This is a genomic window from Allobosea sp. OK403, assembly GCF_900113835.1.
Lineage (GTDB): Bacteria > Pseudomonadota > Alphaproteobacteria > Rhizobiales > Beijerinckiaceae > Allobosea.
In genome coordinates this window covers 1,135,218-1,159,948 of sequence record NZ_FOQV01000002.1, presented here as the reverse complement: position 1 = coordinate 1,159,948, position 24,731 = coordinate 1,135,218, and the positions used below count along the sequence as shown (strand labels likewise).

Sequence of the window (24,731 nt, the reverse complement as noted above, 5' to 3'; positions counted from 1 at the left end):
GTGGCCGAGAGCGATTTCGTGATGAATGCGCGCGCGATCGGGGCCTCCGATGCGCGCATCATCTTCATCCATATGCTGCCCAATCTGGCGAGCGTACTCTTGGTGCAGACGAGCCTGTTGCTCTCGGCCGCAATCCTGGTCGAAGCCTCGCTCTCCTTCCTCGGGCTCGGCACGCAGCCACCGGCGCCATCGCTGGGCACCATGCTGTCGGAGGGGCGCAATGTGCTGCTGCTCTCGCCCTGGAGCGCGGTGTTCTCAGGGCTGGCGATCCTGATCCTGGCCTTCGCGCTCAACCTGCTCGGCGATGTCCTGCGCGACACCCTCGATCCGCGCCTGCGAGGCGAGCAGTGATCTGCCGAAACGCTACTGCCCGAGATCTCGCATGGCTGACAGAGGTGGCGCTCGACAATTATCGCGCCGTCTTCGCGCCGCTCTTGCCGGAATGCGATTGGTCGCCTTTCGACGAGGCGCATTTCCGGGCGCGCTTCAGCGAGGCCTGGCCGCGTATCAGGATCGTCGCCGATGCCGTTCCGCTTGGCTTTGCGCTGGTCACGGATGGGCATATCGACATGTTCTTCGTCGATCGCAGCGCGCAGGGCAGGGGCGTCGGGGCGAGCTTGCTCGGCGAAGCGCAGGAACGTGGCGCATGCTCGCTCGAAACCTTCGCGGTCAACCAGGTCGCGCGGCGTTTCTATGAGCGCGCCGGCTGGCGCATCGCGGCGCGCTATTCCCGGCCTTTCGCCGGGGCGGAGTGCGATTTCCTGCGCTACGAGCGGTCCTGACCGCCGTCAGCTCGCGCTCTCGAGCTTAACGCCCTCGCTGCGCAATTCACGGACCTCGACGACGAAATCGTAGCGGTCGCCGCGATAGGCCGAGCGGGTGAACTCGACTGGCGTGCCATTGGGCAGGAAGCCGCGGCGCTCGATCCGCAGGATCGCGGCGCCCACCGGCACGGATAGCAGTTTCGCTTCGGGCGCGGTCGCGAGCGAGGCTTGCAGGCGCTGCAGGCCGCGCACGGGCTTGGCGCCCCGCGCCTCCAGTGCGGCGTAGAGCGAGAGGCCGACCTCGTCGAGCGAGGGCAGATGACGCGCGGGGATGACGGCGCGCTCGATCGCGAGAGGCTCGTCATCGGCGGTGCGCACGCGCGTCAGGCGATGCACAGGTTGGTCGAGCGAGAGCGCCAGCGCCATGGCCTCGTCGGGCGTGGGCAGGCCGGTCGCTTTTTCGACCCAGATCGAGCCCGCAGCATGGCCGCGGATCGCCATGTCGGCCGAGAACCCGGCCAGCAGCGCCGCCGGCTGTTCGATGCGCGGCGCGATATAGGTGCCCGAACCATGCTTGCGCGAGAGCAGGCCCTCCCGCAGCAATACGTCCACCGATTTGCGCACGGTGACACGCGAAATCCCGATTGCGTCCGATAACTCGCGCTCCGAGGGCAGCGCGTCGCCAGTCTTGATCGCGCCGTCGCGGACCTGGGTTCGGATCAACTCGGCCAATTGCAGATAGAGCGGCGTCGGGCTCGCCTCGATGAGTTGGCCCTTGGTGATGCGCAGCATCAGAGCGCCCCATCGGCGATATCGGAGAGCGCGACGCGCAGATTGCCGCCGCTGCGCGCGAGAATGCCGGCCGCGGTCTCGGGCGCATAGCCGAGCACGACCAGCGTCGCGAGCTTGATGTCGCCATGCGTGATCTGCAGCGCGGCGGCCGCCTCCTCGACACCGCAGCCGGCGATGCGCGCGACCATCTGCTGCGCCCGCAGCTTCAGCTTGGCATTGGCGGTGCGCATATTGACCATCATGCCGCGATAGACGCGGCCGAGCCGGAGCATGATGCCGGTCGAGACCAGATTGAGTACGACCTTCTGGGCGGTACCGGCCTTCATCCGGGTCGAGCCCGCGATCAATTCGCTGCCGGTCTCGACCAGCACCGGAAACCGCGCCGCCGCCAGCAATGGCGCGCCCGCGTTATTGGCGATGCCGATCGTCACCGCACCGCGCTCCGTCGCGCGCTGGACCGCCGCGACGGTGAAGGGCGTCGTGCCGCTGGCCGCGACGCCGATCACCACATCGGCGGGGCCGATCCGCGCTTCTTCCATGCGCCGGATGCCGTCGGCGGTGTCGTCCTCGGCACCTTCGACGCTGGAGATCAAGGCGTCCTGGCCGCCGGCCATGGCGAAGACGATGCGTTCGAGCGGCCAGTCGAAGGTCGGCGGCAATTCGGCGCCGTCCTGCACCGCGACGCGGCCCGAAGTGCCCGCCCCGACATAGACCAGCCGCCCGCTCTCGCCGAGAACTTCGGCTGCCGCAGCGGCTGCTGCGGTCAGCGCGGGCAGGGCGCTGCGGACAGCGGCGACAGCGGCCATCTGGCCGTCCCACATCGCTTCCATGGCGCTGGCGAAGGGCCAGGCGTCGAGGTCTGTGAATCGAGGATCGACGTCTTCGGTCGCCATTTTGCGGCAAGCTCTCAAGATACCAGTTAAATGCCTTTTGCGAATTCAGAGATACCAATTAGTCCAAGCTATCGCAATCGCCAATCCGCTCCAGCCGGGTGTGATGCATCGCCAGGGGCAGCCTGATCGCTCGGTTTCCCTTCATCGTCGCCTGCTTCGACATGGCGCTGCTGACCGGCATGGACCGGGGAGACGCCGCCGCTCTCCGTCTGGCTTGGCATCGGCCTGATGATTGCGGGTTGTTTGGTTGTCCTTGGAGGCCATGACAACCTCTAAGCTGCCATCGTCCGCGCCAGGATGATCGCGCCAGAGACTGCATCGCCATCGGCGGGCTTGAGGCGATGGCGGACATCGGGCGAGAGCCAGGGTTCGATCGCGCTGGACAGGCCGCCGAGTAGCGTGACGCGCGGCGCGCCCTGGTCGAACAAAGCGCGCACGAGCCCGTCGATCTGCTCGGCCGCGCTTTGGACGATGCGCCGGCCGGCCACATCGCCCTGATTGGCATGACGCAGCACCAGGGGAGCGAAGGTCGCGTAATCCGTCGCCGTGGCGTGGTCCATCCAGGCGACAGCCTCCGCCGGCTCGTTCTGGAAGCGCTGCATCACCTCGCCGAGCAAAGCGGTGCGTTCATGGCGGCCGTCATGGGCGCGTAAGGCGAGCCTGACGGCTTGTAGACCGAGATCGGCGCCGCTGCCTTCGTCCGAGATCGGGAAGCCATAGCCGCCGACACGCAACTCGCGCCCTTCGACGCGGCCGATCCCCATCGAGCCCGTGCCGGCAATCACGATCGCGCCGTCCTGGCCGGAATGCGCGCCGAGGCAGGCGGCGAAGCCGTCGCTGGTGAAAGCGATGCCGGCGAAGGGGTGGGGCAGGGCCTGCAGAGCCTCCAGCGCGCCCTTGCGACCGAGCCCCGCAAGCCCGATGCCGGCACGGATGGCGCCACGTGCCTCACCGGCAATACCAGCCTCCTGCAGGGCGGCCTCGACCGCCGTCATGATCGAGCTCCAGGCCTTGTCGATGCCGAACCGCGTCGCCGCCGGTCCCGACAGACCCTGGCCGAGCACCTCGCCCGTGTCCGTCTCGAGCCGCGCGCGGCAGCCCGTGCCGCCGCCATCGACGCCCAGATAATGACGCGCTTGCCCCGACACCGCGCTCAATCCTTCAATCGGGTGATGTCGGCGCCGCAGCGGCGCAGCTTGACGTCGAGCTGCTCATAGCCGCGATCGAGATGGTAGACGCGGTTGATGATGGTCTCGCCCTCGGCGACCAGCGCCGCCAGAACCAAGCAGACCGAGGCACGCAGATCGGTCGCCATCACCTGCGCACCCTTGAGGGGCGAGCCGCCGCGCACCAGCGCGGTCGTACCCTGCAGCGTGATGTTGGCGCCGAGCCGCTGCAACTCCGGCACATGCATGAACCGGTTCTCGAATACGGTTTCGCGGATCATCGCCGCGCCGGCGGCCTGCGTCATCAGGACCATGAACTGCGCCTGCAGATCTGTCGGGAAACCCGGATAGGGCTCGGTGCTGATGTCGACGCTGGTGAGGGCACCGTCGCCGGAGACGATAAGGCCGCGATCGCCCGGCCAGATTCTGACGCCGGCTGCCTCCAGCACCTGCGCGACCGAGGCTATCTGTTCGAGCCTGGCATGGGTCAGTTCGAGCTGGCCGCCGGTGATGGCGGCGGCGATGGCATAGGTGCCGGTCTCGATGCGGTCGGGGATGATCTGGTGTTGCGTTGCGCGGAAATCGGTATCGCCGGCAATCAGGATGCGGTGCGTGCCGGCACCTTCGATGCGCGCGCCCATGGCGATCAGGCAATCGGCGAGGTCGGTGACCTCCGGCTCGCGCGCCGCGTTGACGATTTCGGTTTCGCCCTTGGCGCGGGTCGCTGCCATCATCGCGGTCTCGGTCGCGCCGACCGAGGGCGAGCCGAGCACGATGCGTGCCCCCTTCAGCCCCGCCTTCGCCTCGGCGACGATCGAGCCGCCTTCGATCTCGATCCTGGCGCCCAGCGCCATCAAGGCCTTGACGTGGAGGTCGACCGGACGCGCGCCGATGGCGCAGCCGCCGGGCAGCGAGACCCGCGTCGCGCCGAAGCGGGCGAGCAGGGGGCCGAGCACGAGCACTGTGGCGCGCATGCGCCGGACGGTGTCGTAGGGCGTCTCGCCGCCATTGGCGGCACCGGCGTCGATCGTGGCGGAATGGAGATCATGGCGTGTGACCGTCGCGCCATGGGCGGTGACGACCGCCAGCATGTTGTCGATATCACTCACCGCGGGAAGGTTGGTGAGCGTCAGCGGCTGGTCGCTCAAAAGGGCTGCCGCGATCTGGGGCAGACTCGCATTCTTGGCGCCGGCAATGGTCACCGCGCCTTCCAACCGCTTGCCGCCGATGATCCTGAGCCGATCCATGAGCTTCCTCTTGTGATGAGCTGAATGGTGTTATACTGGTCTTGTCAAGACAAGACCACAACAAGGCGGCATCGCGCCGCGCGAACGGTCCTCAGCCCTTGCATCGCGATCCCTCTCCTTCTTGGCAAGACCCCCATCTGATCGCGGCGCCGCAGCTTTTCGACGGCGAGCGGATGCTGGGACCGCGCTCGGTCGAGATCGCTGCTGGCATCATCGTCGCGCTGCATGAGCCGAACGAGGCGCCGGTGGGGCTGCCTACGAGGCAACTGCCCGCCGGCAGCCTGCTCGCGCCGGGCTTCATCGACATCCAGGTCAATGGCGGTGGGGGCGTCCTGCTCAATGACGATCCGTCCGTGGAGACGGTTCGCACGATGGCCGCCGCGCATCGCCGTTTCGGCACGACAGGGCTGCTGCCGACATTGATCACCGACGCACCGGACCGTTTGACCAGGCTCGCCGCGATCGCCGGCGAGGCGCTGGCGGTCCCGGGCGTGCTGGGCTTTCATCTCGAAGGCCCCTTTTTGAATCCGGCGCGCAAGGGCATCCATCCGCCACAGCATGTCCGTTTGCCGGGCGAGGCAGAGATCGCGCTGTTGACGCAGTTCAGCCTGGCGGGCCGTTCGTTCTTGACGCTCGCGCCGGAACGGGTCGACGGGGCTGTCCTGAAGCGGCTCGCTGCTGCCGGCCTGCGCATCGCGATCGGGCATAGCGATGCAAGCGCTGCCGAGGTTGCGGCTGCGATTGGCGATGGCGCGACGGGTGTGACGCATCTCTTCAATGCGATGTCGCAGATGACGCCGCGCGCGCCGGGCGTGGTCGGCGCGACGCTGGCGGATGAACGCCTCTTCGCCGGGATCATCTGCGACGGTCTGCATGTCGACCCGGTCAATCTGCGCGCTGCCTTCCATGCTATGGGGCGCGACAGGCTGATGCTGGTCACCGACGCGATGTCGCTTGTCGGCTCCGACAATGCATCCTTCCTGCTGCATGGCCGCACGATCACCTTGAAAGACGGGCGCCTGACCGATGCGCAAGGCACGCTCGCGGGCGCGCATCTCGGCATGATCGAGTCGGTGTGCAATGCGGTCAGGCTGATGGGCGTGACGATCGAGGATGCGCTCATCATGGCCTCGCGGACGCCAGCTTGTTTTCTCGGGCTGGACAAGGAACTTGGGCGGATCGTGCCCGGCTACCGGGCTGACCTCGTCGCCTTCGACGCGACAGGCGTGCTCGCGACCTGGATCGACGGCCGGCCCTGACGATCCGCGCTTGCGGCTTTGCCCGCAGGCTGCATAACTCCGGCCGCCTGATTTTCCGCCGGACCCTTACGCCCATGAGCCCAGCCTCGCATCTGATCGCCATCGACTGGGGCACCTCTTCGTTGCGGGCGGCGCTGATGGACCGCGACGGCGCCATCCTCGACCGGCTGCAATCGGGCGACGGCGTCATGGCGATGCTGGGGCGCGATTATGCCGAGCGCTTCGAGAGCCTGTTCGGCCCCTGGCTCGACCGCCATCCCACAGCGACCGTCCTGGCATCGGGCATGGTCGGCAGCCGACAAGGCTGGCGCGAGGCTCCCTATGTCGCCTGCCCCGCCAGTTTCGAGGATCTGGCGCGCGGCATCGCTTATATCGACGTGGAGGGGCGCGGCCGGATCGGCCTCGTGCCGGGCCTTGTCAGCGATCAGGCCGGGCCGGCGCCGGACGTCATCCGGGGCGAGGAGGTCCAGGTTTTCGGCGGCCTGCGCCTCAACGGGCAAGCCAGCGGCGTCTTCGTGCTGCCGGGCACGCACAGCAAATGGGTCGTGGTCGAGGAGGGGAAGATCGCGCGCTTCCACACCTTCATGACCGGCGAGCTTTACGGTTTGCTCAAGCGGCATTCGATCCTGGGCAAGCTGATGCCGGAGGATAGCGAGCCGCCTTTCGCTCCCGCAGCCTTCGAGGCTGGCAGCAGGCTCGCGCTCTCCGACGAAACGGGGGCGCTGCTGCACAGGCTATTCTCGGTCAGGACGACCGGGCTGTTCCACCGATTCACAAGCGAGGACTTGCCGAGCTATCTCTCCGGCCTGCTGATCGGGGAGGAGGTCCGCGAGGCAAAGGCGCTGATCGGGGGGCATGCACCGGGCCCCATTCAATTGATCTGCCGCGAGGATCTGGCGCGCTCCTATCGGCTCTGCCTCCAGGCGGGCGGGATCGACAGTGCCTGGATCGATGACGCGGCCTTTCTCGGCCTGTTCGACATCGCCCGCCGCAACGCTTTGATCGCCTGAGGTCCAGCATGAGCTTTCACGACGCGCTCCGCGCCTTTCCGTTCATCGCCATTCTGCGTGGGGTGAAGCCCGACGAGGTCGTCGGCCTCACCGAGGAGCTGGTCGCGGCGGGATTTCGCATCGTCGAGGTGCCGTTGAACTCGCCCGAGCCGCTGCGCAGCATCGAGGCGTTGGCGCGTGCCTTTCCCGACATCCTGATCGGCGCGGGCACGGTGATGAACGCTGACGCCGTGGCTTCCGTCCAGCAGGCCGGCGGGCGCCTGATCCTGATGCCGCATAGCGACGGGGCGGTCGTGCGCGCCGCCAAGGAGCGTGCCCTGACCTGCGTGCCCGGCGTCGCGACGCCGACAGAGGCGTTCGCGGCGCTCGCCAACGGGGCCGACGCACTGAAGATGTTTCCGGCCGAGCAGATGCCGCCTGCCGTGGTCGGCGCCTGGCGCGCCGTGCTGCCGCCGGGGACGCTGCTCGTCCCGGTGGGTGGAATCAGCCCCGACAAGGTCGAGGCCTATCGCAAAGCCGGTGCCGGCGGCTTCGGCCTCGGCTCGGCGCTCTACAAGCCCGGCATGACGCGCGAGCAGATCCGCGCCACAGCGCAGGCTTTTGCGCAGGTGTTGGCCTGAAGCGATAGGCTTGACGCCGGCCGCGAGAGCCGCGACGCCATCCTCCTTCTCCCGGATGGGAGAAGGTGGCGCGGAGCGCCGGATGAGGGTGTGCCCTTTCAATAGAAAGCGCAGCGGCGCAGTCGCGCTCTAATAATCAGCGGCAGGCCCTCATCCCTGCCCTTCTCCCATCCGGGAGAAGGGTTCCCCGCGCCCTTCGCTGCTACGCACCCGAACCTCGCGGCAGAATCCTGCAGAGCCGCGCGTCTCCTCGTGCGGCTTTTGCATGTGGCTGGCCGCGTGAAGCACTGCTGCGGGCGAGCGGGACATGTCGGGCCGTCATGGCTCGATTGACTCCCGATCGCAGCGCCGTGTATGTTCCTGTTATTGCAACTTAAGTTCCATTTAATGGAACTTTTTGAGATGCGCTCGATTGTCCATCCTGCTCGCAGCCGCTGATGTGCTTCGTTGCTTCTCCAGCACGCGTCACGATGTGACGGTGACGGATCTGGTTGCTTTGCTCGACATGCCGAAAAGCAACGCGTCGCGCCTGCTGCGGACGATGCGCGATGCCGGGCTTCTGGAAACGGTCGGCGACAGCAAGCGCTACCGGCCCAGCGTGCTCTTGCATCAGGCCGGGCAGGTCTACCGCTTCTCCGCTTCCTTGATCGATCGCGCCGACGCGGTCGTTGCGCGGGTCTCGGCCGAGATCGGCCATACCGGCTATATCAGCGTGCGCCAGGGCACCGATATCATCGGCGTGACCGCTCATCCCGGCCGCCATGCGCTGCGGGTGGTCACCGCGATCGGCGACAGGATCGCGGCCTTTGCCTCCAGCACTGGCCGGGCTTTGCTGGCGCGGCTGCCCGATGACGAGATTCGCCGCCTCTATGCCGGCGGTTTCACCCCGCCATCGGCCACGGCGCCGCAGGGTTTCGACGAGTTGTTCGCCCGCCTCGCGGCGGCGCGTGCCCGCGGCTATGCCGAATCCGAGGACGAGGCCGTCCGTGGCGTCGGAGCGATTTCGGTCGCGGTCGGCGATCCCGTCAGCGGCGACGAGGTCGCGCTCTGCATTTCCTTTCCGGCGGCGATGGCCAGTGCAGCCGAGCGGGCCGCCATCATCACCTCCCTTGGACAGGGGGCGGCCGAGATCGCCGCCATCACCAAGGATCCCCGCTTCATCCCCCTCTCATCCTCTATCGCGGAGTGAGCTCCATGAGCACGCGTTGGCGCATCGGCTTCGACATCGGCGGCACCTTCACCGATTTCATCCTCTATGACGCGCAGGAGCGTTCGGTCCGGCTGCACAAGCGCCTGACCACGCCGCACGACCCGTCCGAGGCGGCGCTGATCGGCCTTGAGGAACTCGTCGCCATGGCCGGCATAACGCTGGCCGAGATCGGCGATATCGTCCACGGCACGACGCTGGTGACCAATGCGGTGATCGAGCGCAAGGGCGCCAAGCTCGGGTTGATCACCACCCAGGGCTTCCGCGACATCCTCGAAATGGGGACCGAGCAGCGCTACGACATCTACGATCTGTTCCTGACCTTCCCGGAGCCGCTGGTCTCGCGCGAGCATCGGCTCGAAGTCGCTGAGCGCATCGATCGCGACGGCAAGGTCGTCACCGCGCTTGACGCAAATGCCGTGCGCAAGGCCGCCAGCGAACTCACTGCCGCCGGCTGCGAAGCGGTCGCGATCTGCTTCCTGAACAGCTATCGCAACACCGCTCATGAGCGCGAAGCCGGCCGCATCGTCCGCGAGGCCTTCCCGGAGCTGATCGTCTCGATCTCCAGCGAGGTCGTCGCCGAGATCTGGGAATATCAGCGCTTCGTCACCACGGCCGCCAACGCCTATGTCCAGCCCTTGATGGGGCGCTATCTCGAGCGGCTGCAACGCGAACTCGCGGCCCGTTCATTTACTGGTGCGCTGCGCCTGATGCATTCGGCCGGCGGCCTGGTCTCGCCGGAAACGGCACGCGCTTTCCCGATCCGCCTGCTGGAGAGCGGCCCGGCGGGCGGCGGGCTGGCGACGGCCCTGTTTGGTGAACTCGCCGGCCACAAGGATGTGATCTCGTTCGATATGGGCGGCACCACAGCCAAGGCTTGCATGATCGAGGACGGCCGCGCCGAGATCGCGCCGATGCTCGAGGCCGGCCGCGTCAACCGCTTCGCCAAGGGTTCCGGCCTGCCGATCAAGGCGCCGGTCATCGACATGATCGAGATCGGCGCCGGCGGCGGCTCGATCGCGGCGATCGACGAGGTCGGCCTGCTCAAGGTCGGCCCGCATTCGGCCGGCTCCGATCCGGGCCCGGCCTGCTACGGCATGGGCGGCACCAAGCCGACCGTGACCGACGCCAATCTCGTGCTCGGCTATTACGATCCCGGCTTCTTCCTCGGCGGGCGCATGGCGCTCGATCTCGAGGCCGCGCGCAAGGCCGTGGCCGCGATCGCGACCCCGCTCGGCCTTTCCATCGAGGAGGCCGCCTGGGGCATCCACAAGGTCGTGACCGAAAGCATGGGCGCCGCCGCCCGCGTCCATCTCGTCGAGAAGGGCAAGGACCCTCGCCGTTACGCCATGGTCGGCTTCGGCGGCGCCGGTCCGGCGCATGCGGTCGATGTCGCGCGCGTGCTCGGCGTCAGCCAGGTCATCATCCCGCCGGCCTCGGGCGCGGCTTCCGCGCTCGGCTTCCTGGCCGCGCCGCTGTCCTTCGATCTCGTCCGTTCGCTGCCGGTCGAATTCGCCGAGGGGTTTGACGCAGCTGCAGTCAACGCCATGCTGGCCGAGCTGGAGGCGGAAGGGCGCAAGCACCTTCTCGACGCCGGCGTGAAGCCCGCCGACATCGCCGTCGAGCGCTCGGCCGATATGCGCCTCGTCGGCCAGATGCACGATATCGCGGTCGATCTTCCGGCCGGCACGATCGACGCGTCGAGCCTGGAGGCCATCCGCGCCGCCTTCGCCAAGGCCTATTCGGCCCGCTACACCTCGGTCTATGAGGGCGCGCGGCTGGAGGCGATCAATTTCCGCGTCCGCTGCGTCGGCCCCGCGCCGACGCTCTCGCTCTCCGGCGCTGCCGGCGGGGCCGAGGCCAGCAACAAGGTCAAGGGCAGCCGCCAAGCCTGGTTCGAGACCGGCTGGAGCCAGGCCACGGTCTATGACCGCTATGCGCTGCGCCCCGGCGACCATATCAGCGGACCGGCCATCATCGAGGAGCGCGAGGCAACGACGATCGTGCCGCCGGGCGACACGGTGGCGATCGACGAGGTGTTGAACCTGTTGATCAGCGTCGCTAGCACCAGCGCGGCCGAGGTCACCATCACCGCCGACATGCCGATGGCGGAAGCGGCGCGCCGCATCGAGGCCGATCCGATCTCGCTCGAGATCATGTGGAGCCGCCTCGTCAACGTCGTCGAGGAGATGTGGCTGACCGTCTGCCGCACCGCCTTCTCGCTGGTGATCTCGGAATCGCAGGACTTCGCCTGCGAATTGCTCGATCCGGAGGGTGAGACGCTGGCGCATAGCCCGCGCGCCATGCCGGTGTTCAACCTGACGCTGCCGCGTGCGGTCAAGGCGCTGCTGGAGCGCTATCCGGCAGAGACGCTGAAGCCCGGCGATGTGTTGATCACCAATGATCCCTGGCTCTGCGCCGGCCATCTCTTCGACATCGCCATCGTCACGCCGGTCTTCCTCGGGGAGCGCGTCGTTGGCCTGATGGGCACCGTCGGCCATGTCTCCGATATCGGTGGCACCAAGGATTCGTTGCGGGCCCGCGAGATCTATGAGGAAGGCTTCCAGATCCCGCCGATGAAGCTCTACGAGGCCGGCCGGCTCAACGAGACGCTGGTCAGGCTGCTCGGCGAGAACGTCCGCAATTCCGAGCAGGTGCTCGGCGACCTGCACTCCTTCGTGGCGGCCAACGCCATCGGCGCCGAGCGCCTGCAATCGTTCATGACCGATTACGGCATGCAGGATCTGCGCGCGCTCGCCTTCGTGGTGCAGAACCGCTCGGAAAAGGCGATGCGCGAGGCAATCTCGGCGCTGCCGGACGGAACCTATCACGGTACCGTCTCGAACAACCCGTTGGGCACGCCGATGACCTATCCGCTGGCGCTGACGGTGAAGGGCGACACGATCCATCTCGACTTCGCCGGCGCACCGCCGCAGCTGGCGCAGGGCGGGCTGAACTGCACGCTGAACTACACCAGCGCGCATGCGACCTACCCGCTGAAATGCATGCTGACGCCGAATGTGCGCGGCAATGCCGGTTGCTACCGCGCCTTCACGCTCGATGTGCCCAAGGGCTCGATCCTGAACTGCGACAAGCCGCTGGCGGTCAATCTGCGCACGCGCACCGGCTGGTACATCGCGCCCAACATCTTCCGGGCGCTGTCGCAGGCCGCGCCGAAACAGGTCCAGGCCTTCACCGGCCTGCCCGTGGCGGCCAATGTCTATGGCCGGGACGAGGCCGGCAGCACCTATTCGGACATGCTCTTCGTCGGCGGCGGCCAGGGCGGCTCTGCCCATGGCGACGGCAAATCGGGCTTGCTCTATCCGACCTCGGCCGCCAACACCTCGATCGAGACCTTCGAGGCGCGCGTTCCCGTCCTTGTGGTCGAGAAGACCTATCTCCAGGATTCCGGCGGCGCCGGTCAGCAGCGCGGCGGCCTCGGCCAGCGCGTCAAGCTGCGCAAGCTCGCCGCCGACAGCCTGCCGACCTTGGTCTCGCTCTATCCGGAAGGCGTCAACAACCCGATCCCCGGCCTGTTCGGCGGCAAGCCCGGCGGCGGCGCCTCGGGCCGCGTGCTCAATGAGGCCGGCGACGTGCTCAAGGATGTCGGCACCGGCCAGCTGGTCCAGGTCATGCATCCCGATGAGATCGTCGAGCTCGTCCTGGCCGGCGGCGCCGGCTATGGCGCGGCTTCCGAACGCTCACCCGATGCCATCGCCCGCGATATCGCCCTGGGCTTCGTCTCGCCCGAGGCCGCCCGGCGCGACTACGGCGTCGCGAGTGGAGAGGCGCTGCAGGAGCAAGAGACCAAGTCCGGCGCGTTTGCCGCCGGCTGAGATCAGCGCCAATCGGCGTTCAAGCCCGAAAGGGGCAAAGAGGGGGACTACCTATGACTGAACCTACCGGGGCCGGGCCGCAGAAGCACCCGAGCCTGTTCGAGCCGGCGACGCTGATACTGATCGGCATCCTCAGCGTCTTTGGCGCCATCATCGGCATGCAGCTCCTGGTGTCGCTCGGCGTGACCGCCAACACCTCGCTGATCGGCGCGATGGCGGCGATGGCGCTGGCGCGCCTGCCGCTCGGGCTGTTCCTGCGCTACCGCTCGATCCATGTGCAGAACCTGGCGCAGAGCGCGATCTCGTCGGCGACCTTCGGCGCCGCCAACAGCCTGCTCCTGCCGATCGGTATCCCCTTCCTGCTCGGGCGCCCCGATCTGGTCCTGCCAATGTTCGCCGGCGCCTTCATGGCGATGCTGCTCGACGCCTATCTGCTTTACCGGATGTTCGACTCGCGCGTCTTCCCGGCGACCGGGGCCTGGCCTCCGGGCGTCGCCGCCGCCGAGGCGATCAAGGCGGGTGACGAGGGCGGCCGCAAGGCCGTGCTGATGGGTGTCGGCTTCGTCACCGGTATCGCCGCTTCCTTCATCAAGATCCCGCTGGCGGCGATCGGCTTCGTCGGCTCGACTGCCGTCTCGGGCATTCCGATGTCGGCTTTCGGCGTCGCCTTCATCGGCAATATCTGGGCGCTGACGATGTTCGGCGTCGGGCTGCTGCTGCGCGGCTATTCCGGCCCGCTCTTCAACAACGAGACCTTCGCCACGCTGATCCCCAAGGGCGATCTGATGGCGGCTTATATCCCGCACGGCTTCATGATCGGCGCGGGTGTCGTGGCGCTGTTCCAGGTGGTGCAGCTGCTGATGCAGCGCAACGAGGCCGCTCGGAAGGCCGAGGCTGCCGCGGGCACGTCGGACGCCGCAGTGCGCCGCGCGCTCGGGCTGGGCACCATCGGCTATCTCGTCATCGCGGTGTTTATCGCTATGGCCGGCGGGCTGATGAGCGACATGTCGATCGGCATGCTGATCCTGTTCGTGCTCTATGCGGCCTTTGCGGCCTATGTGCATGAATTGATCGTCGGCCTGGCGGCGATGCATTCCGGCTGGTTCCCGGCCTTCGCGGTGGCGCTGATCACGCTGATCATCGGCATGCTGATCGGCTTCCCCGTCCCGGCTCTGGCCTTGCTCGTTGGCTTCTCCGCCGCGACGGGGCCGGCCTTCGCCGATATGGGCTACGACCTCAAGGCCGGCTACATCCTGCGTGGCAATGGCGTCGATCCCGCCTTCGAACTCGACGGCCGCCGCCAGCAGCTCTTTGCGGCGATGTTCGCCTTCGTCATCGCCGGCATCGTGGTCCTGGTCTCCTACCAGAGCTATTTCGCCCAGAACCTCGTGGCTCCGGTCGATAAGGTCTATGCCGCAACGATCAAGGCCGGCGTCGCGCCGGGCGTCGCCTGGTCGCTGTTCATGTGGGCGATTCCGGGTGCGATCCTGCAGTTCATCGGCGGACCGAAGCGCCAGATCGGCGTGCTCTTCGCGACCGGCCTGCTGATCAGCTTCCCGATGGCGGGCTGGGCCGTGCTCACCGGCATCGTCTGCCGGCTGATCTGGGAGAAGCTGCGCGGCGCGAGCGGTGAAGGCGACATGGAGGTCTTTGCCGCCGGCGTCATCGCGGGCGATGCGATCTTCAGCTTCTTCGACTCCGTGCTGAAGGGCTTCAAGCGCTAGAGCAGGATGCGAAAAAGTGGGAACCGGTTTTTCGCATCGATCCTGCTCTAACTCTTTGATGAGAGACGGATTCAGATCTCAGATCGGATCACTTGGTGACCCGATCTGAAATCATCCGGCTCTAGCGCCTGAGCCTGCGTGCCGGGGCTCCTCCCGGCACGCAGGCTGCCCCATAACGACGAGATCCAATCATGACGATGACGGCCCGCAAACTCGGTACGCTCACCATCGGCCAGGCGCCGCGCGCCGACATCACGCCTATTCTCGACGCCGTCATCGATGCCGGGACGCCGCGCCGGCATGCCGGCGTGCTCGACGGCTTGAGCCGAGCCGAGATCGAGCGCGATTTCGCAGCCCGTCCGGGCGAGGCCATGCTGATCACCAAGCTGCTCGACGGCTCCTCGGTCATCATCGACAGGAGCAAGACGGAAGCGGCGGCGCAGGCCAAGCTCGCCATGCTGGAGGCCGAGGGCTGCAGCACGATCCTGATGCTCTGCACCGGCCATTTCGAGACGCTCTCCTGTGAGCGGGCGCGCCTGATCGAGCCCGACCGCATCCTGCCGCCGACGGTCGCTGCCCTGACGCATGGGGCGCGGCTCGGCATTATCGTGCCGATCCCTGAGCAGATCGCTAGCGAAGCCGGCAAATGGGCGGCGCTCGGCCGGGAGCCGCTCTATGGCGCGGCTTCTCCCTATGCGGAGCCCAGCTCGGCGCTGGCGCAGGCCGCGCGCGATCTCGCCGAGCGCGGCGCGCAGATCCTGCTGATGGACTGCATGGGCTTCGTCGAGAGCCATCGCCGCGAGGCGGCGGAGGCTTCCGGGCTGCCTGTCATCCTGTCCAACAGCCTGATCGCGAAGCTGGTCTCCGAGATCGTCTAGGACCGGCTGCCTGGCGGCTGGAGCATTTCCGCGTTTCTCCGAATCGCGGAAATGCTCCAGCTCCTTGTTTTATCGCATTTTCTTCACGCGAACCGGTGTCCACTTCGCTCGAAAATGCTCTAGGGGCGGCGCGCGCTCGCCACGCCGAGACAGCAGATGCCTTCGCCGAGCTTCGCAGTGGCGTTGGGAAAGATGGTGAAGCCGTCGCGGGCTGCCGCGACCGGGTCGCCATTGGCGCGCCGCGCGATCACTTGGCCGGCCGCGATGCGGTCGCCGGTCTTCCAGACCCCCTCAAGACGGTCGCCCTCTGCCTCGCAGAGCACCTGATCGACCATGTCGATCACCGTGCGCTGCAAGGGCGCTAGCGGCGGCGCATCGACCAACGCGAGATGGATGAGCGCGTTGCGGATCGCGGCATGTCCGACATTCGCCGAGTTGGGGTCGTCATGTCGGCCGCATTCCAGCGTGACGCCGTAGCCTCCAGCGAAGCGCATATATTCCGTGGTGCCGAAACCCTCCGTGACCGAGAGCGGCGGCAGGTTCAACCGTTCGCGCGCCGCGATCTGGCGGGCATAGATGGGAAGCCAGCCATGGGTCAGGATGTCTGGGCCGAGGCAAGCGGCGAAGGCCGCTTCCTCCGCGGCATGACGGAAGGCCTCGAGCTCGCCGGTGTTGTTCTCGGGCCCGAAGAAGACGAAGGGCTCGCCCTCGCCCTTGAAGGAGTGGATGTCGAGCAGGACATCATGCTGGCGCAGCAGGGCGCAGAGGCGGTTGCCGATCCGGTCCTCATTATTGGCGGGCAGCGGCTTCTCGCGCAGGTCGCGGTTGAGGTTGCGGTCGCCCTCGCGGGTGTTCTGCCGATAGGCCTTGGGATTGGCTACGGGCAGGAAGGTGACCTCGCCGCGCAGGATTGTCAGCCGGCCTTCCCGGCAGTCGGCAATGGCGCGCGCGATCGCGTTGGGGCCGCAGATCTCGTTGCCATGGACTGCGCCGAGCACGAGCAGCTTCGGGCCGGCCTTGAGGCCGTGGAAGCGCAGGCTTTCCAGCGGCGCGAGATCGATTGCGGCATCAGGGCTGGGTTTCGTCGTCATGGTCGGTCTCGGTTCCGGGAGTCGATGGCCGCTCAGGCGCGGCGCGATTGCGATTGGGGGTCGAGGATGTCGCGCAGGCCGTCGCCCAGCAGGTTGAGGCCGAGCACGGTCATGAAGATGGCAAGCCCGGGAAAGACCGAGATCCAGGGCGCGGTGGTGATCTGGTCGCGCGCATCCGAGAGCATCGAGCCCCAGCTCGGGAACGGCGGGCGGATGCCCAGGCCCAGGAAAGACAGGGCAGCCTCCGCCAGCACCGCGCCGCCCATGCCGAGCGTACCGATGACGATGATCGGGCCGGCGATATTGGGCAGGATCTGCTTGAGCATGATCCGGGTATTGCCGCTGCCGAAGGAGCGCGCCGCCTCGACATAGCCCTGCTGCTTGACCGACAGCGTCGCCGCGCGCGAGAGACGGCAGGTATAGGACCAGTTGGTCAGCCCGAGCGCGATCAGCAGGCTGGTCAGGCCGGGCTGCAGGATCGCCATGATGGCAAGCGCGAAGATCAGCGAAGGGATCGAGAGCATCAGATTGGTCAGGCCGTTGACGAAATCATCCCACCAGCCGCCCCAATAGCCCGCAGATAGTCCCAGTGCGACCCCGATCAGGGTGTTGATCAATTGCGAGACGATGCCGACGGTCAACGAGATGCGCGCGCCGTAGAGTACGCGGCTGTAGATGTCGCGGCCCTGCGCGTCGGTGCCGAACCAGAACTCGCTGCCGGGAGGCACCTCGGCATTCATCAGGTTGGCGTCCATGACCGGATCTGTATGCGCCAGCCAGGGCGCCAGAGTGCCACCGACGATCACAGCTGCGAAAAGCACGCCGCCGATCCAGAGATTAGCTCTAAATTTCATAGGTTTGCTCGACCTACCCTCTTGTTTTATCGCATTTTCTTCACGCGAACCGGTGTCCACTTCGCTCGAAAATGCTCTAGCTGTATTTGATGCGTGGATCGATCAACGCGCAGAGCACGTCCACGACGATATTGACGATGAGGAAGAACAGCACGAGCAGCAGGATGCAGGCCTGGACGACGGGTATGTCGCGCAACGAGACGCTATCGACCAGCAGCGACCCGATGCCCGGCCAGGCGAACAGCTTCTCGATCACGACGGCGCCGCCCATGATCGAGCCGAACTGCAGGCCGAGTGTCGTCAGCACGATGACGGCCGCGTTGCGCGCCACATGCCAGCGCATCACCCGGACTTCGCTGTTGCCTTTGGCGCGCGCGGTGCGGACGAAGTCTGCGTTCATCACCTCGAGCACGGCAGCCCGCGTGGTTCGTGCCAGCAGGGCCAGCGGCGCCACGCCGAGCGCGACAGCCGGCAGCACGAGATAGCGCGGATTGCCGTCGCCATAGCCGAAACTGGGGAACCAGCCGAGCAAAAGGGCAAAGGTGTACATCAGCATCAGGCCGAGCCAGAACTGGGGCAGAGACAGGCCCGAGACGGCGACGACCATCGACTGCATGTCGAGCCATCCGCCGGGCTTGAGAGCGGCAAGAAAGCCAAGCGGGACGCCGAATGCGATCGCAAACAGCATCGCGGCCATGGCAAGCTGCAAGCTGGGCCAGATCCGCTCCGACAGTGAATTGATCACGGGCTGACGTGTCCTGAAGGATGTCCCGAGGTCCAATGTCAGCAGTTTCGCGGCATATTTGCCAAAGCGCACATGCACGGGTTCGTCGAGACCGAACTGCGTGTTCATCCGCGCCACAGCCTCTGCATCGATGACCGAGCGGCCATCGGACGACTGCGTGGATGCGAAGTCGCCGGGGATCACGCTGAACATCACGAAGACCAGCGCCGCGACGGCGAGCAGGATCGGCACGGCCTGCAGCAGTCGTTTGAAGACATAGGGCAGCATGGGGAGCTCCTGGCCATGAACGCCCGGCGGAACGAGCCGCCGGGCGTAGGGATTTGGCGCGGGAGGGTTACTTCGCCGCCGGCGAGGAGGCGTCGACCCAGAGATCCTCAAAATATTGCAGGGCGAGCTCCGTCGCGTTCGGCTGCAGGCCGTGCAGCCAGGGCTGATAGGCCATCACCGCCTTGTTGTAGTTGAAGAACCAGACCGGCGCGTCGGCATAGACGATCGCATTGGCCTGCTTGATGAGGTCGAGGCGCTTGCCGGCGTCACCGGTGGCGCCGGCCTCGTCGAGCAACTTGTCGACTGCGGGGTTTTTGTAGGTGGTGTAGTTGCAGGCGCTCTGCGGCGTCGCCGAGTGGAAGCACTTCATCGCGGTCAGCGGATCGGGCCCCGAGGTGTTCGACCAGATATAGGCCTGGAAATCGCCCTTCGCGACGATGCCGCCCAGGGCCGACCCCTCGACCGGCTTGACCTTCACCTTGATGCCGACCTTGGCCAGCATCGGGATCGTCGCCTCGACGATCGGCATGCCCCAGCTCTCATTGGGCGTCGCCGTCCATTCGAATTCGAAGCCGTCGGGATAACCGGCTTCGGTCAGGAGCTTCTTGGCCTTCTCGGGGTTGAAGTCATAGGGCTGCATCGCCTTGTCATAAGCGGGCGAGGAGAGCGGCAGCCAGCCGGTGGCGCGATAGGCCTTGTCGCGGACGAGGCGCTTGATGATCAATTCGCTGTCGATGGCGTGGTTGATCGCCTGGCGCACGCGCTTGTCGGCGAAGGGCTTGAAGCCTGGATTCATGCCCATATTGCGGGTGAAGACCTCGGCGACCTCGAGGATGCCCTTCGACAGGTTGGGGTCGGCCTTGTAGGCGACATATTGCGTCGGCCCCAGGATCGAGACGTCGATCTCCTTGTTGCGGAAGGCGACGTCGCGAGCGGCAGCCTCTCCCATCGGCGAGATGACCAGCTTGTCGGCATAGGGCTTGCCGGGCTGATAGAACTTCTCCCAGCGCTCGAAGACCATGCGCGAGCCGGGAATATGCTCGACGAATTTGAACGGCCCGAGGCCGATCGGCTTGTTGAAGAAGTCCGGCGCCTGGGCTTCCTTGGCGGGGTAGATCGAGGTCGTCGCGGCGTTGAAAAGGAAGCCGGGCTCGGTGCGCTCGGTGAAGGTCATCTCAAGCGTGAAATCGTCGATCTTCCTGAGGCCCGCGATCTCCTTGGCCTGGCCCTTCTCGACATCGATCGCGCCCTTGAGCAGACGGACGTAGCGCGCGGCAGGATAGCTCTTCGAGCCGTCCATCAGGCGCGTGAAGGTCCAGATGATGTCGTCGGCGACCATCTTGCGGCCGTTATGGAAGAGCGCATCGTCCCTGAGCTTGAAGGTGTGGACGAGGCCGTCGGCCGAAATCTCGACGCTCTTGGCGAGCTCAAGCACCGGCTTGTTGTTGGCCGAATCCCAATTGTAGAGCGAGCGGTGCAGCGCCTTGCCGTAGATGTCGTCCTGGATCTGGTTGGAGACGTGGCTGTCATTGCTGACGAAGGAGGCCGCATAAGGCGCGGTGAAGCGGATGGTGCCACCCCGGCGCGGTTCCTGTGCCTGTACGGTGAAGGCCGCGAGCGTCAGCGCGGTCGTGAGTGCCAGTGTCTTGAGCATCGAATATCCTCCCATATGTGCCGTCTAACCCGACCGCTCATCGGCCTGGCTGCAGCTTTTCCGTGTTGCCGGCGCGGTTGGGGCCGGATCTCTCCGGCCTTCCGCGCCTGGCTGGTTTGGCGCAGTCAGCTCGCGGCGGACTCGCGCTCGAAGACGACAACGCCGCCGCGGATCGTCAGATCGCAGCGTGTGTCCTTCAGGATCTCATCGGGCGCTGCCGTCAGCAGGTCGCGCGAGAACACGGCGACATCGGCCAGGAAACCGGGGGCGAGCCTGCCCTTCACCGCCTCCTGCTTCTGCGAGAAGGCGCCGAATTCGGTATAGGCCTGCAGCGCCTGCTCGATCGAGACGCGCTGGGCTTCGTCCATCACCGTGCCGCGCCAGGTCTGGCGCGTCAGCATGGCGTGGAAGTTCGGGAAGGGATTTGGATCGCAGACCGGCGCATCGCTGCCGGTCGCGGGCTTCAGGCCGAGATCGAACCAGGTCCTGAACGGATAGCTCGGCAGGGCCCGCTCCGGTCCGAGTACCTTGACATAGGCATCGCCGAAATCATGGATGAAGACCTGCTGCGGGCAGGGGTAGATGCCGGCCGCGACCATGCGCTCATGCTGCCTGGGCGTCGAGAAACCGCAATGTTCGACGCGATGGCGCCGGTCCGGGTCGGGATGGGCCTTGAGTGCCTTCTCATAGGCTGTGATCAATTGCTCGATCGCGGCGTCGCCGATGGCATGGCAGGCGAGCTGGTAGCCCTTGGCATGGATATCCATGACCATGCGCTCGAGTTCAGCATCGTCCAGCATCCAGACGCCGGTGGTCTTGTCGTCGCCGAGATAGGGCTGGCTCATCCAGGCGGTGCGGCCGCCGGCCGAGCCGTCGAGGAAGAGCTTGACCGCGCCGATCATCAGCATGTCGTCGCCGGTGCCCGAGATCAGCCCGGCCGCATGGCATTGCGGCACGATCGAGCGCCCCTCGTCGCCGAGCAGGGTCAGCCAGCTGCGCACCGGCAGGCGGCCGTCGCGCTTGGCGCGGTGATAGGCGGCGATTTCGGCAAAGCCCGCCTTCTGGCCGACAGCGGCATCCATGCAACTGGTGATGCCGAGTGAGAGCAGGTAATGCCCGGCGCGCTCGATTGCGGCGACGATCTCGGCCTCGCTCGGCAGCGGGATCGCGGCCTGGATCGGGGCACGGGCGTTCTCGGCGAGCAGGCCGGTGAGCCGGCCGTTCTGTTGCTCGATCAGGCCGCCTTGCGGCGTCGGCGAGGATTCATCGATGCCGCCGAGCGCGAGCGCCGCCGAGTTGCAGATCGCGATATGGCCGCAGGTCCGCACCAGCATGACCGGATTGTCAGGGGCTGCGCGGTCGAGTTCCTTGCGGAAGGGATGACGGCCGGTGTCGAGCTTGGTCTGGTCGTAGCCGCGCGAGAGGATCCATTCGCCGGGCTTGGCCTTGGCGGCGCGGGCCGCGATGGCTCCGAGCAATGCCTCCAGCGTCGGCGCGGCGGCGGGCTTTGAATCGACCCAGTCCATGGTCAGCCCGAGCGAGACCAGATGGAGATGGGAATCGTTCAGGCCCGGCGTCGCCAGCCGCCCCTTCAGATCGATGACCCGTGTCCTGGGGCCGATCAGCGGCGCGATCTCGCTGTCCTGACCGGCAGCGAGCACCTTGCCTTGCCAGAGCGCGAGCGCCTGCTTGACCCCGTCCTCGCGGCCGCACCAGATCGGGCCGTTCCGCAACACGATATCGGCCTGCACGCTCATGGGGCGGGCCTCGTTACCACCTTGCTCGCCTTGGTCATCGCTGTCCTCCGGTTGGCTTATTGTCGCCGGCGCTTGAGGGCCGGTCGTCGTCAGATGTCGTCGAGCGGGAAGATCGGCCGGCGCACCTTGCGATAGGGCCTGGTCTTGAAGTTGCGGGTCGAGAGCGCGCCGGTGTCGACCTCCAGAACCTCGCATGCGACGGGCTCGAAGGCGGCGCGGAAATGCTGCATCGACTTGACGATCAGGGTCGATTTGCGGGCCGGATCGACGCCGAGCGAGGTGAACTGGGCGAGATCGGTCGCCTGGCCGTTATGGGTGATCACGATGATCTCGACATCGTCGACGCGCAGCAGCGCGGACAGTCCGTAATTGCGCCAGACGCCGCCGCCCATCGGGCCATAGGCGATGAAGTGGCCGTCGGTCAGCGCCACGACATGGGCGTCGAGGTCAAGCGGCGCTCCACCCGTCGATGGATCGACCTTGCCGCCGAGCTTGAGCCTGACCCGGTTGCCGACGCCGGCCGCCTGGGCGGCGAGCGCGGCCTGCGGATCGCGGATGGCGTGGAAGCCGACATTGCGGAGTCCGGCATCGAGCACGGCGCGCAGCAGATTGGTGGCGTCGCCATAGGCGCCTGAACCGGGATTGTCGGAATAGTCCGAGATCAAGAGCGGCTTGTCATGTCGCCCTTCGCCGGCCTTGGCGCGGGCCATCGCCTCCGCCAATGGCGTGAAGCTGATCGAGGAGAAATGCCGCTGCTCCCAGGCGTAGTCCATCAGCGCCTCGGCGATGGCCTGAGCCTGGCCGCGATCATCGGCGGTGACGGCGACGGAGGGGCCGATATCGTGGACGTCGGCGGAGGAGAAGCCGGCCTGCACGCTGACGACCAGTGCCTCGCCTGAGGCCTCCAGGGCGTCGCCCCGGCGCAGCAATTCCTTGAAGGGCGGCGAGGTCGTGCGGCCGCCGTCGAGCGCGTAGAGGATCGGGCGGCGGGCGACCGCGACCTTCGGCCTGATCTCGCCGGCCATGGCCCTTTCGAGCAAGCGCGCGCCCTGCCAACTGCGCTCGTACTGATCGATATGGGGATAGGTGCGGTAGGAGATCAGCGCATTGGCACTGTCGGCCATGAGTTGCGTCAAAGTGGCGTGGAGGTCGAGCACGGCGATGATCGGGATGTCGGGGCCAAGCCGCTTGCGCAGCCGGGCGAGCAACTCGCCCTCGCCATCATCGGAGCTTTCCGTCGCCATCGCGCCGTGGAGATGCAGCAGCACGCCATCGACGCCGGCGCTGGCGCCGAGAATATGGCCGGCGAAGAGCTCGAAAGCCGCGTCCAGGACGCGGCCGGAGGGGTTGGCACCCGTCACGAGCGGATGAACGAGACTCCAGCCGAAGGTTTCGGCGGCCTCGAAGGCTGCGCCCATCGCGGTTCGCGTGCCACGAAAGGCTTGCGGAATCGCGTTGCCGAGATAGACGCCATGCGCCTCGAAGGCGTCCTGGCCGGTGAGCTGAACACTGAAGGTGTTCGTCTCATGCATGAATTCCGCGATCAGTACGCGCCGCCCCATCGCCTCGTTGCCCTCCCAGAGCTGGATAAAGAGCAGGTTTCACGCGAAAGCCGATTCCGGCCTTCTCGCATCCTGCTCTGGTCGTTTCCTGTCCCAATACCCTTTTCGACTCTTGTGGCCGGTCGTTCGGGGTGCTGCCAATTCCCTTGCGTGCATGTGCTCCCTGCATCCGGGCGCTTGCCGAGCCCGGGCGGATATGCTCGCCGCCTTGTCAGGCGGCGCGGCTGGTCTCAGTCGCCGGCATGTCGCCATGGTCTCGCGCCCGGGCATAGACCTTGCCGAAACGGTTGGCGAGGAAGGCCTGAAGTGTGATGTCCTCCTGCCGGACGAAACCGCTTTGCGGGAGAGTTCCGTCGGCGAGCAGATCGAGCACCGTGCAGATGCCGGCCGCGGTGGTGATCTGGATGGCGCTGCGCGTCACGCCGTCGACCAGGCCGCTATAGATCTTGTGGGCGTAGGTCTCCTGCACGAGGCGACCGCCTTTGCGTCCGCTCACCGTGACGAAGACAATGACGACGTCCTGCAAGGTGCTCGGCAGCGCGTTCTCGAAGATGTCCTTCAGCAGGTTGCGACGATCGGCCAGGCGCAGATCCTGCAGCAGTACTTTCATGAGCGCGCAATGGCCGGGGTAGCGGATGGTGCGGTAGTTCAGCGTGCGGACCTTGCCGGCCAGCGTCTCGCAGAGCGTACCGAGCCCGCCCGAGGTGTTGAAGGCTTCATAGGTGACGCCGTCGAGCGAAAACTCCTCGCGTTCCTCCAGCGCCGGGACAAGCACATGCTCGCCATTGGCGATCGCCTCGCAGGGCTCGCAGTATTCGTTGATGATCCCGTCCGTGCTCCAGGTCAGGTTGTAACCGAGCGCGTTGGAGGGATATTGCGGCAAGGCTCCGACCCGGAGCTTCAGCGAGTCCAGCGTGTCGAAATCGCGTGCCAGATCGGCGGCCACGATCGAGATGAAGCCGGGAGCGAGACCGCATTGCGGGATCAGCGCGGCCTTGGCGTCGACTGCCAGCTCCTTGACGCGCTTCGTGCTCGCGACATCCTCGGTCAGGTCGAGGTAATGCACGCCGAGCGGGGCGGCGGCTTCGGCGATCCGCGTCGTCAGATCGTAGGGCGCGGCGCTCAGCACGGCGAAGCGGCCGGCGAGCAGGCGGTTCAGGGCATCGGCATCGGCGATGTCGATCGTCTGGGTCGAGACGGTCGCGCTCTTGCGGGTGCCGGCGAGCTGAACGTCGGAGCGATCCGCCACGACGACGCGATAATCGCCGCTTCCACCGAGCAGATCGGCGATCGTCGCCCCGATCTTGCCCGCACCAACCACCACCACGTCCCGCATCGTCTTCGCCCTCAGTCCCAGTTGTTGAAAGCGATGGTCGCTCGCGGCTTCATCGGATAGAAGCCACGA

At 66.6% G+C, this 24,731-nt stretch carries 20 protein-coding genes; 9 read left to right on the top strand and 11 right to left on the bottom strand.

Annotation, left to right across the window (positions count from 1 at the left end; genetic code table 11):
* On the top strand, nt 1-351 hold a 351-nt coding region (locus BMZ97_RS11360), incomplete at its 5' end, for an ABC transporter permease (RefSeq protein WP_139221198.1).
* 44 nt (nt 352-395) lie between these two features.
* A complete protein-coding gene (locus tag BMZ97_RS11355; RefSeq protein ID WP_210188233.1) occupies nt 396-782 on the top strand; it encodes a GNAT family N-acetyltransferase in 387 nt (128 codons plus the stop codon).
* Nucleotides 783-788: 6 nt separating this feature from the next.
* Here the strand turns inward: BMZ97_RS11355 and BMZ97_RS11350 are convergent, their stop codons facing one another.
* From BMZ97_RS11350 to murA, 4 genes are all read right to left on the bottom strand, one after another.
* A complete protein-coding gene (locus tag BMZ97_RS11350) occupies nt 789-1,556 on the bottom strand; it encodes a GntR family transcriptional regulator (protein WP_092168601.1) in 768 nt (255 codons plus the stop codon).
* Nucleotides 1,556-2,449 (bottom strand): N-acetylmuramic acid 6-phosphate etherase, encoded by an 894-nt coding sequence (locus BMZ97_RS11345; RefSeq protein ID WP_092168598.1) that lies wholly within the window; start codon nt 2,447-2,449, stop codon nt 1,556-1,558. Before BMZ97_RS11345 ends, BMZ97_RS11350 begins: the two co-directional genes overlap by 1 nt.
* 272 nt (nt 2,450-2,721) lie before the next feature.
* On the bottom strand, nt 2,722-3,597 hold the full coding sequence (locus BMZ97_RS11340) for a glucosamine kinase nucleotide-binding domain-containing protein (protein WP_092169035.1): 876 nt from the start codon (nt 3,595-3,597) through the stop codon (nt 2,722-2,724).
* 5 nt (nt 3,598-3,602) lie between these two features.
* Nucleotides 3,603-4,862, bottom strand: coding sequence for a UDP-N-acetylglucosamine 1-carboxyvinyltransferase (gene murA / locus BMZ97_RS11335; RefSeq protein ID WP_092168594.1), 1,260 nt, complete (start codon nt 4,860-4,862; stop codon nt 3,603-3,605).
* A 98-nt stretch (nt 4,863-4,960) separates the two neighbouring features.
* Here murA and nagA point away from each other — a divergent pair, with 98 nt between their 5' ends.
* The 7 genes from nagA (at nt 4,961) to BMZ97_RS11300 (ending at nt 15,396) form a co-directional block, all read left to right on the top strand.
* Nucleotides 4,961-6,121: an N-acetylglucosamine-6-phosphate deacetylase gene (nagA, locus tag BMZ97_RS11330; RefSeq protein WP_348272109.1), complete on the top strand. Its 1,161-nt coding sequence runs from the start codon at nt 4,961-4,963 to the stop codon at nt 6,119-6,121.
* Between the two features lie 74 nt (nt 6,122-6,195).
* On the top strand, nt 6,196-7,131 hold the full coding sequence (locus BMZ97_RS11325) for a 2-dehydro-3-deoxygalactonokinase (protein WP_092168591.1): 936 nt from the start codon (nt 6,196-6,198) through the stop codon (nt 7,129-7,131).
* Nucleotides 7,132-7,139: 8 nt separating this feature from the next.
* Nucleotides 7,140-7,751, top strand: a complete 612-nt coding sequence (locus BMZ97_RS11320) for a 2-dehydro-3-deoxy-6-phosphogalactonate aldolase (protein WP_092168588.1) — start codon at nt 7,140-7,142, stop codon at nt 7,749-7,751.
* A gap of 439 nt (nt 7,752-8,190) precedes the next feature.
* Entirely contained in the window at nt 8,191-8,940 is a 750-nt protein-coding gene (locus BMZ97_RS11315; protein ID WP_280141736.1) for an IclR family transcriptional regulator, read from the top strand.
* 5 nt (nt 8,941-8,945) lie between these two features.
* The gene (locus BMZ97_RS11310; protein WP_092168582.1) at nt 8,946-12,794 is read left to right on the top strand and encodes a hydantoinase B/oxoprolinase family protein; all 3,849 of its coding nucleotides are present in this window, start codon (nt 8,946-8,948) and stop codon (nt 12,792-12,794) included.
* Nucleotides 12,795-12,847: 53 nt separating this feature from the next.
* Nucleotides 12,848-14,518, top strand: a complete 1,671-nt coding sequence (locus BMZ97_RS11305) for an OPT/YSL family transporter (RefSeq protein WP_092168579.1) — start codon at nt 12,848-12,850, stop codon at nt 14,516-14,518.
* Between the two features lie 191 nt (nt 14,519-14,709).
* Entirely contained in the window at nt 14,710-15,396 is a 687-nt protein-coding gene (locus BMZ97_RS11300; RefSeq protein ID WP_092168576.1) for an AroM family protein, read from the top strand.
* A 119-nt stretch (nt 15,397-15,515) separates the two neighbouring features.
* Here BMZ97_RS11300 and BMZ97_RS11295 read toward each other — a convergent pair whose 3' ends face one another.
* From BMZ97_RS11295 to BMZ97_RS11265, 7 genes are all read right to left on the bottom strand, one after another.
* Nucleotides 15,516-16,487, bottom strand: a complete 972-nt coding sequence (locus BMZ97_RS11295) for a succinylglutamate desuccinylase/aspartoacylase family protein (RefSeq protein WP_092168573.1) — start codon at nt 16,485-16,487, stop codon at nt 15,516-15,518.
* Nucleotides 16,488-16,519: 32 nt separating this feature from the next.
* A complete protein-coding gene (locus BMZ97_RS11290; RefSeq protein WP_092168570.1) occupies nt 16,520-17,341 on the bottom strand; it encodes an ABC transporter permease in 822 nt (273 codons plus the stop codon).
* 76 nt (nt 17,342-17,417) lie between these two features.
* Nucleotides 17,418-18,353 carry an ABC transporter permease gene (locus tag BMZ97_RS11285; RefSeq protein ID WP_092168567.1) on the bottom strand — a complete coding sequence of 312 codons (936 nt, stop codon included), beginning with the start codon at nt 18,351-18,353 and terminating at the stop codon, nt 17,418-17,420.
* A 67-nt stretch (nt 18,354-18,420) separates the two neighbouring features.
* Entirely contained in the window at nt 18,421-20,022 is a 1,602-nt protein-coding gene (locus BMZ97_RS11280; protein ID WP_175525509.1) for an ABC transporter substrate-binding protein, read from the bottom strand.
* Between the two features lie 110 nt (nt 20,023-20,132).
* The gene (locus tag BMZ97_RS11275) at nt 20,133-21,764 is read right to left on the bottom strand and encodes an amidohydrolase (protein WP_092168561.1); all 1,632 of its coding nucleotides are present in this window, start codon (nt 21,762-21,764) and stop codon (nt 20,133-20,135) included.
* 89 nt (nt 21,765-21,853) lie between these two features.
* Nucleotides 21,854-23,326 carry a M81 family metallopeptidase gene (locus tag BMZ97_RS11270; RefSeq protein ID WP_092168558.1) on the bottom strand — a complete coding sequence of 491 codons (1,473 nt, stop codon included), beginning with the start codon at nt 23,324-23,326 and terminating at the stop codon, nt 21,854-21,856.
* A 211-nt stretch (nt 23,327-23,537) separates the two neighbouring features.
* Entirely contained in the window at nt 23,538-24,662 is a 1,125-nt protein-coding gene (locus BMZ97_RS11265; RefSeq protein WP_092168555.1) for a saccharopine dehydrogenase family protein, read from the bottom strand.
* Nucleotides 24,663-24,731: the final 69 nt, after the last annotated feature.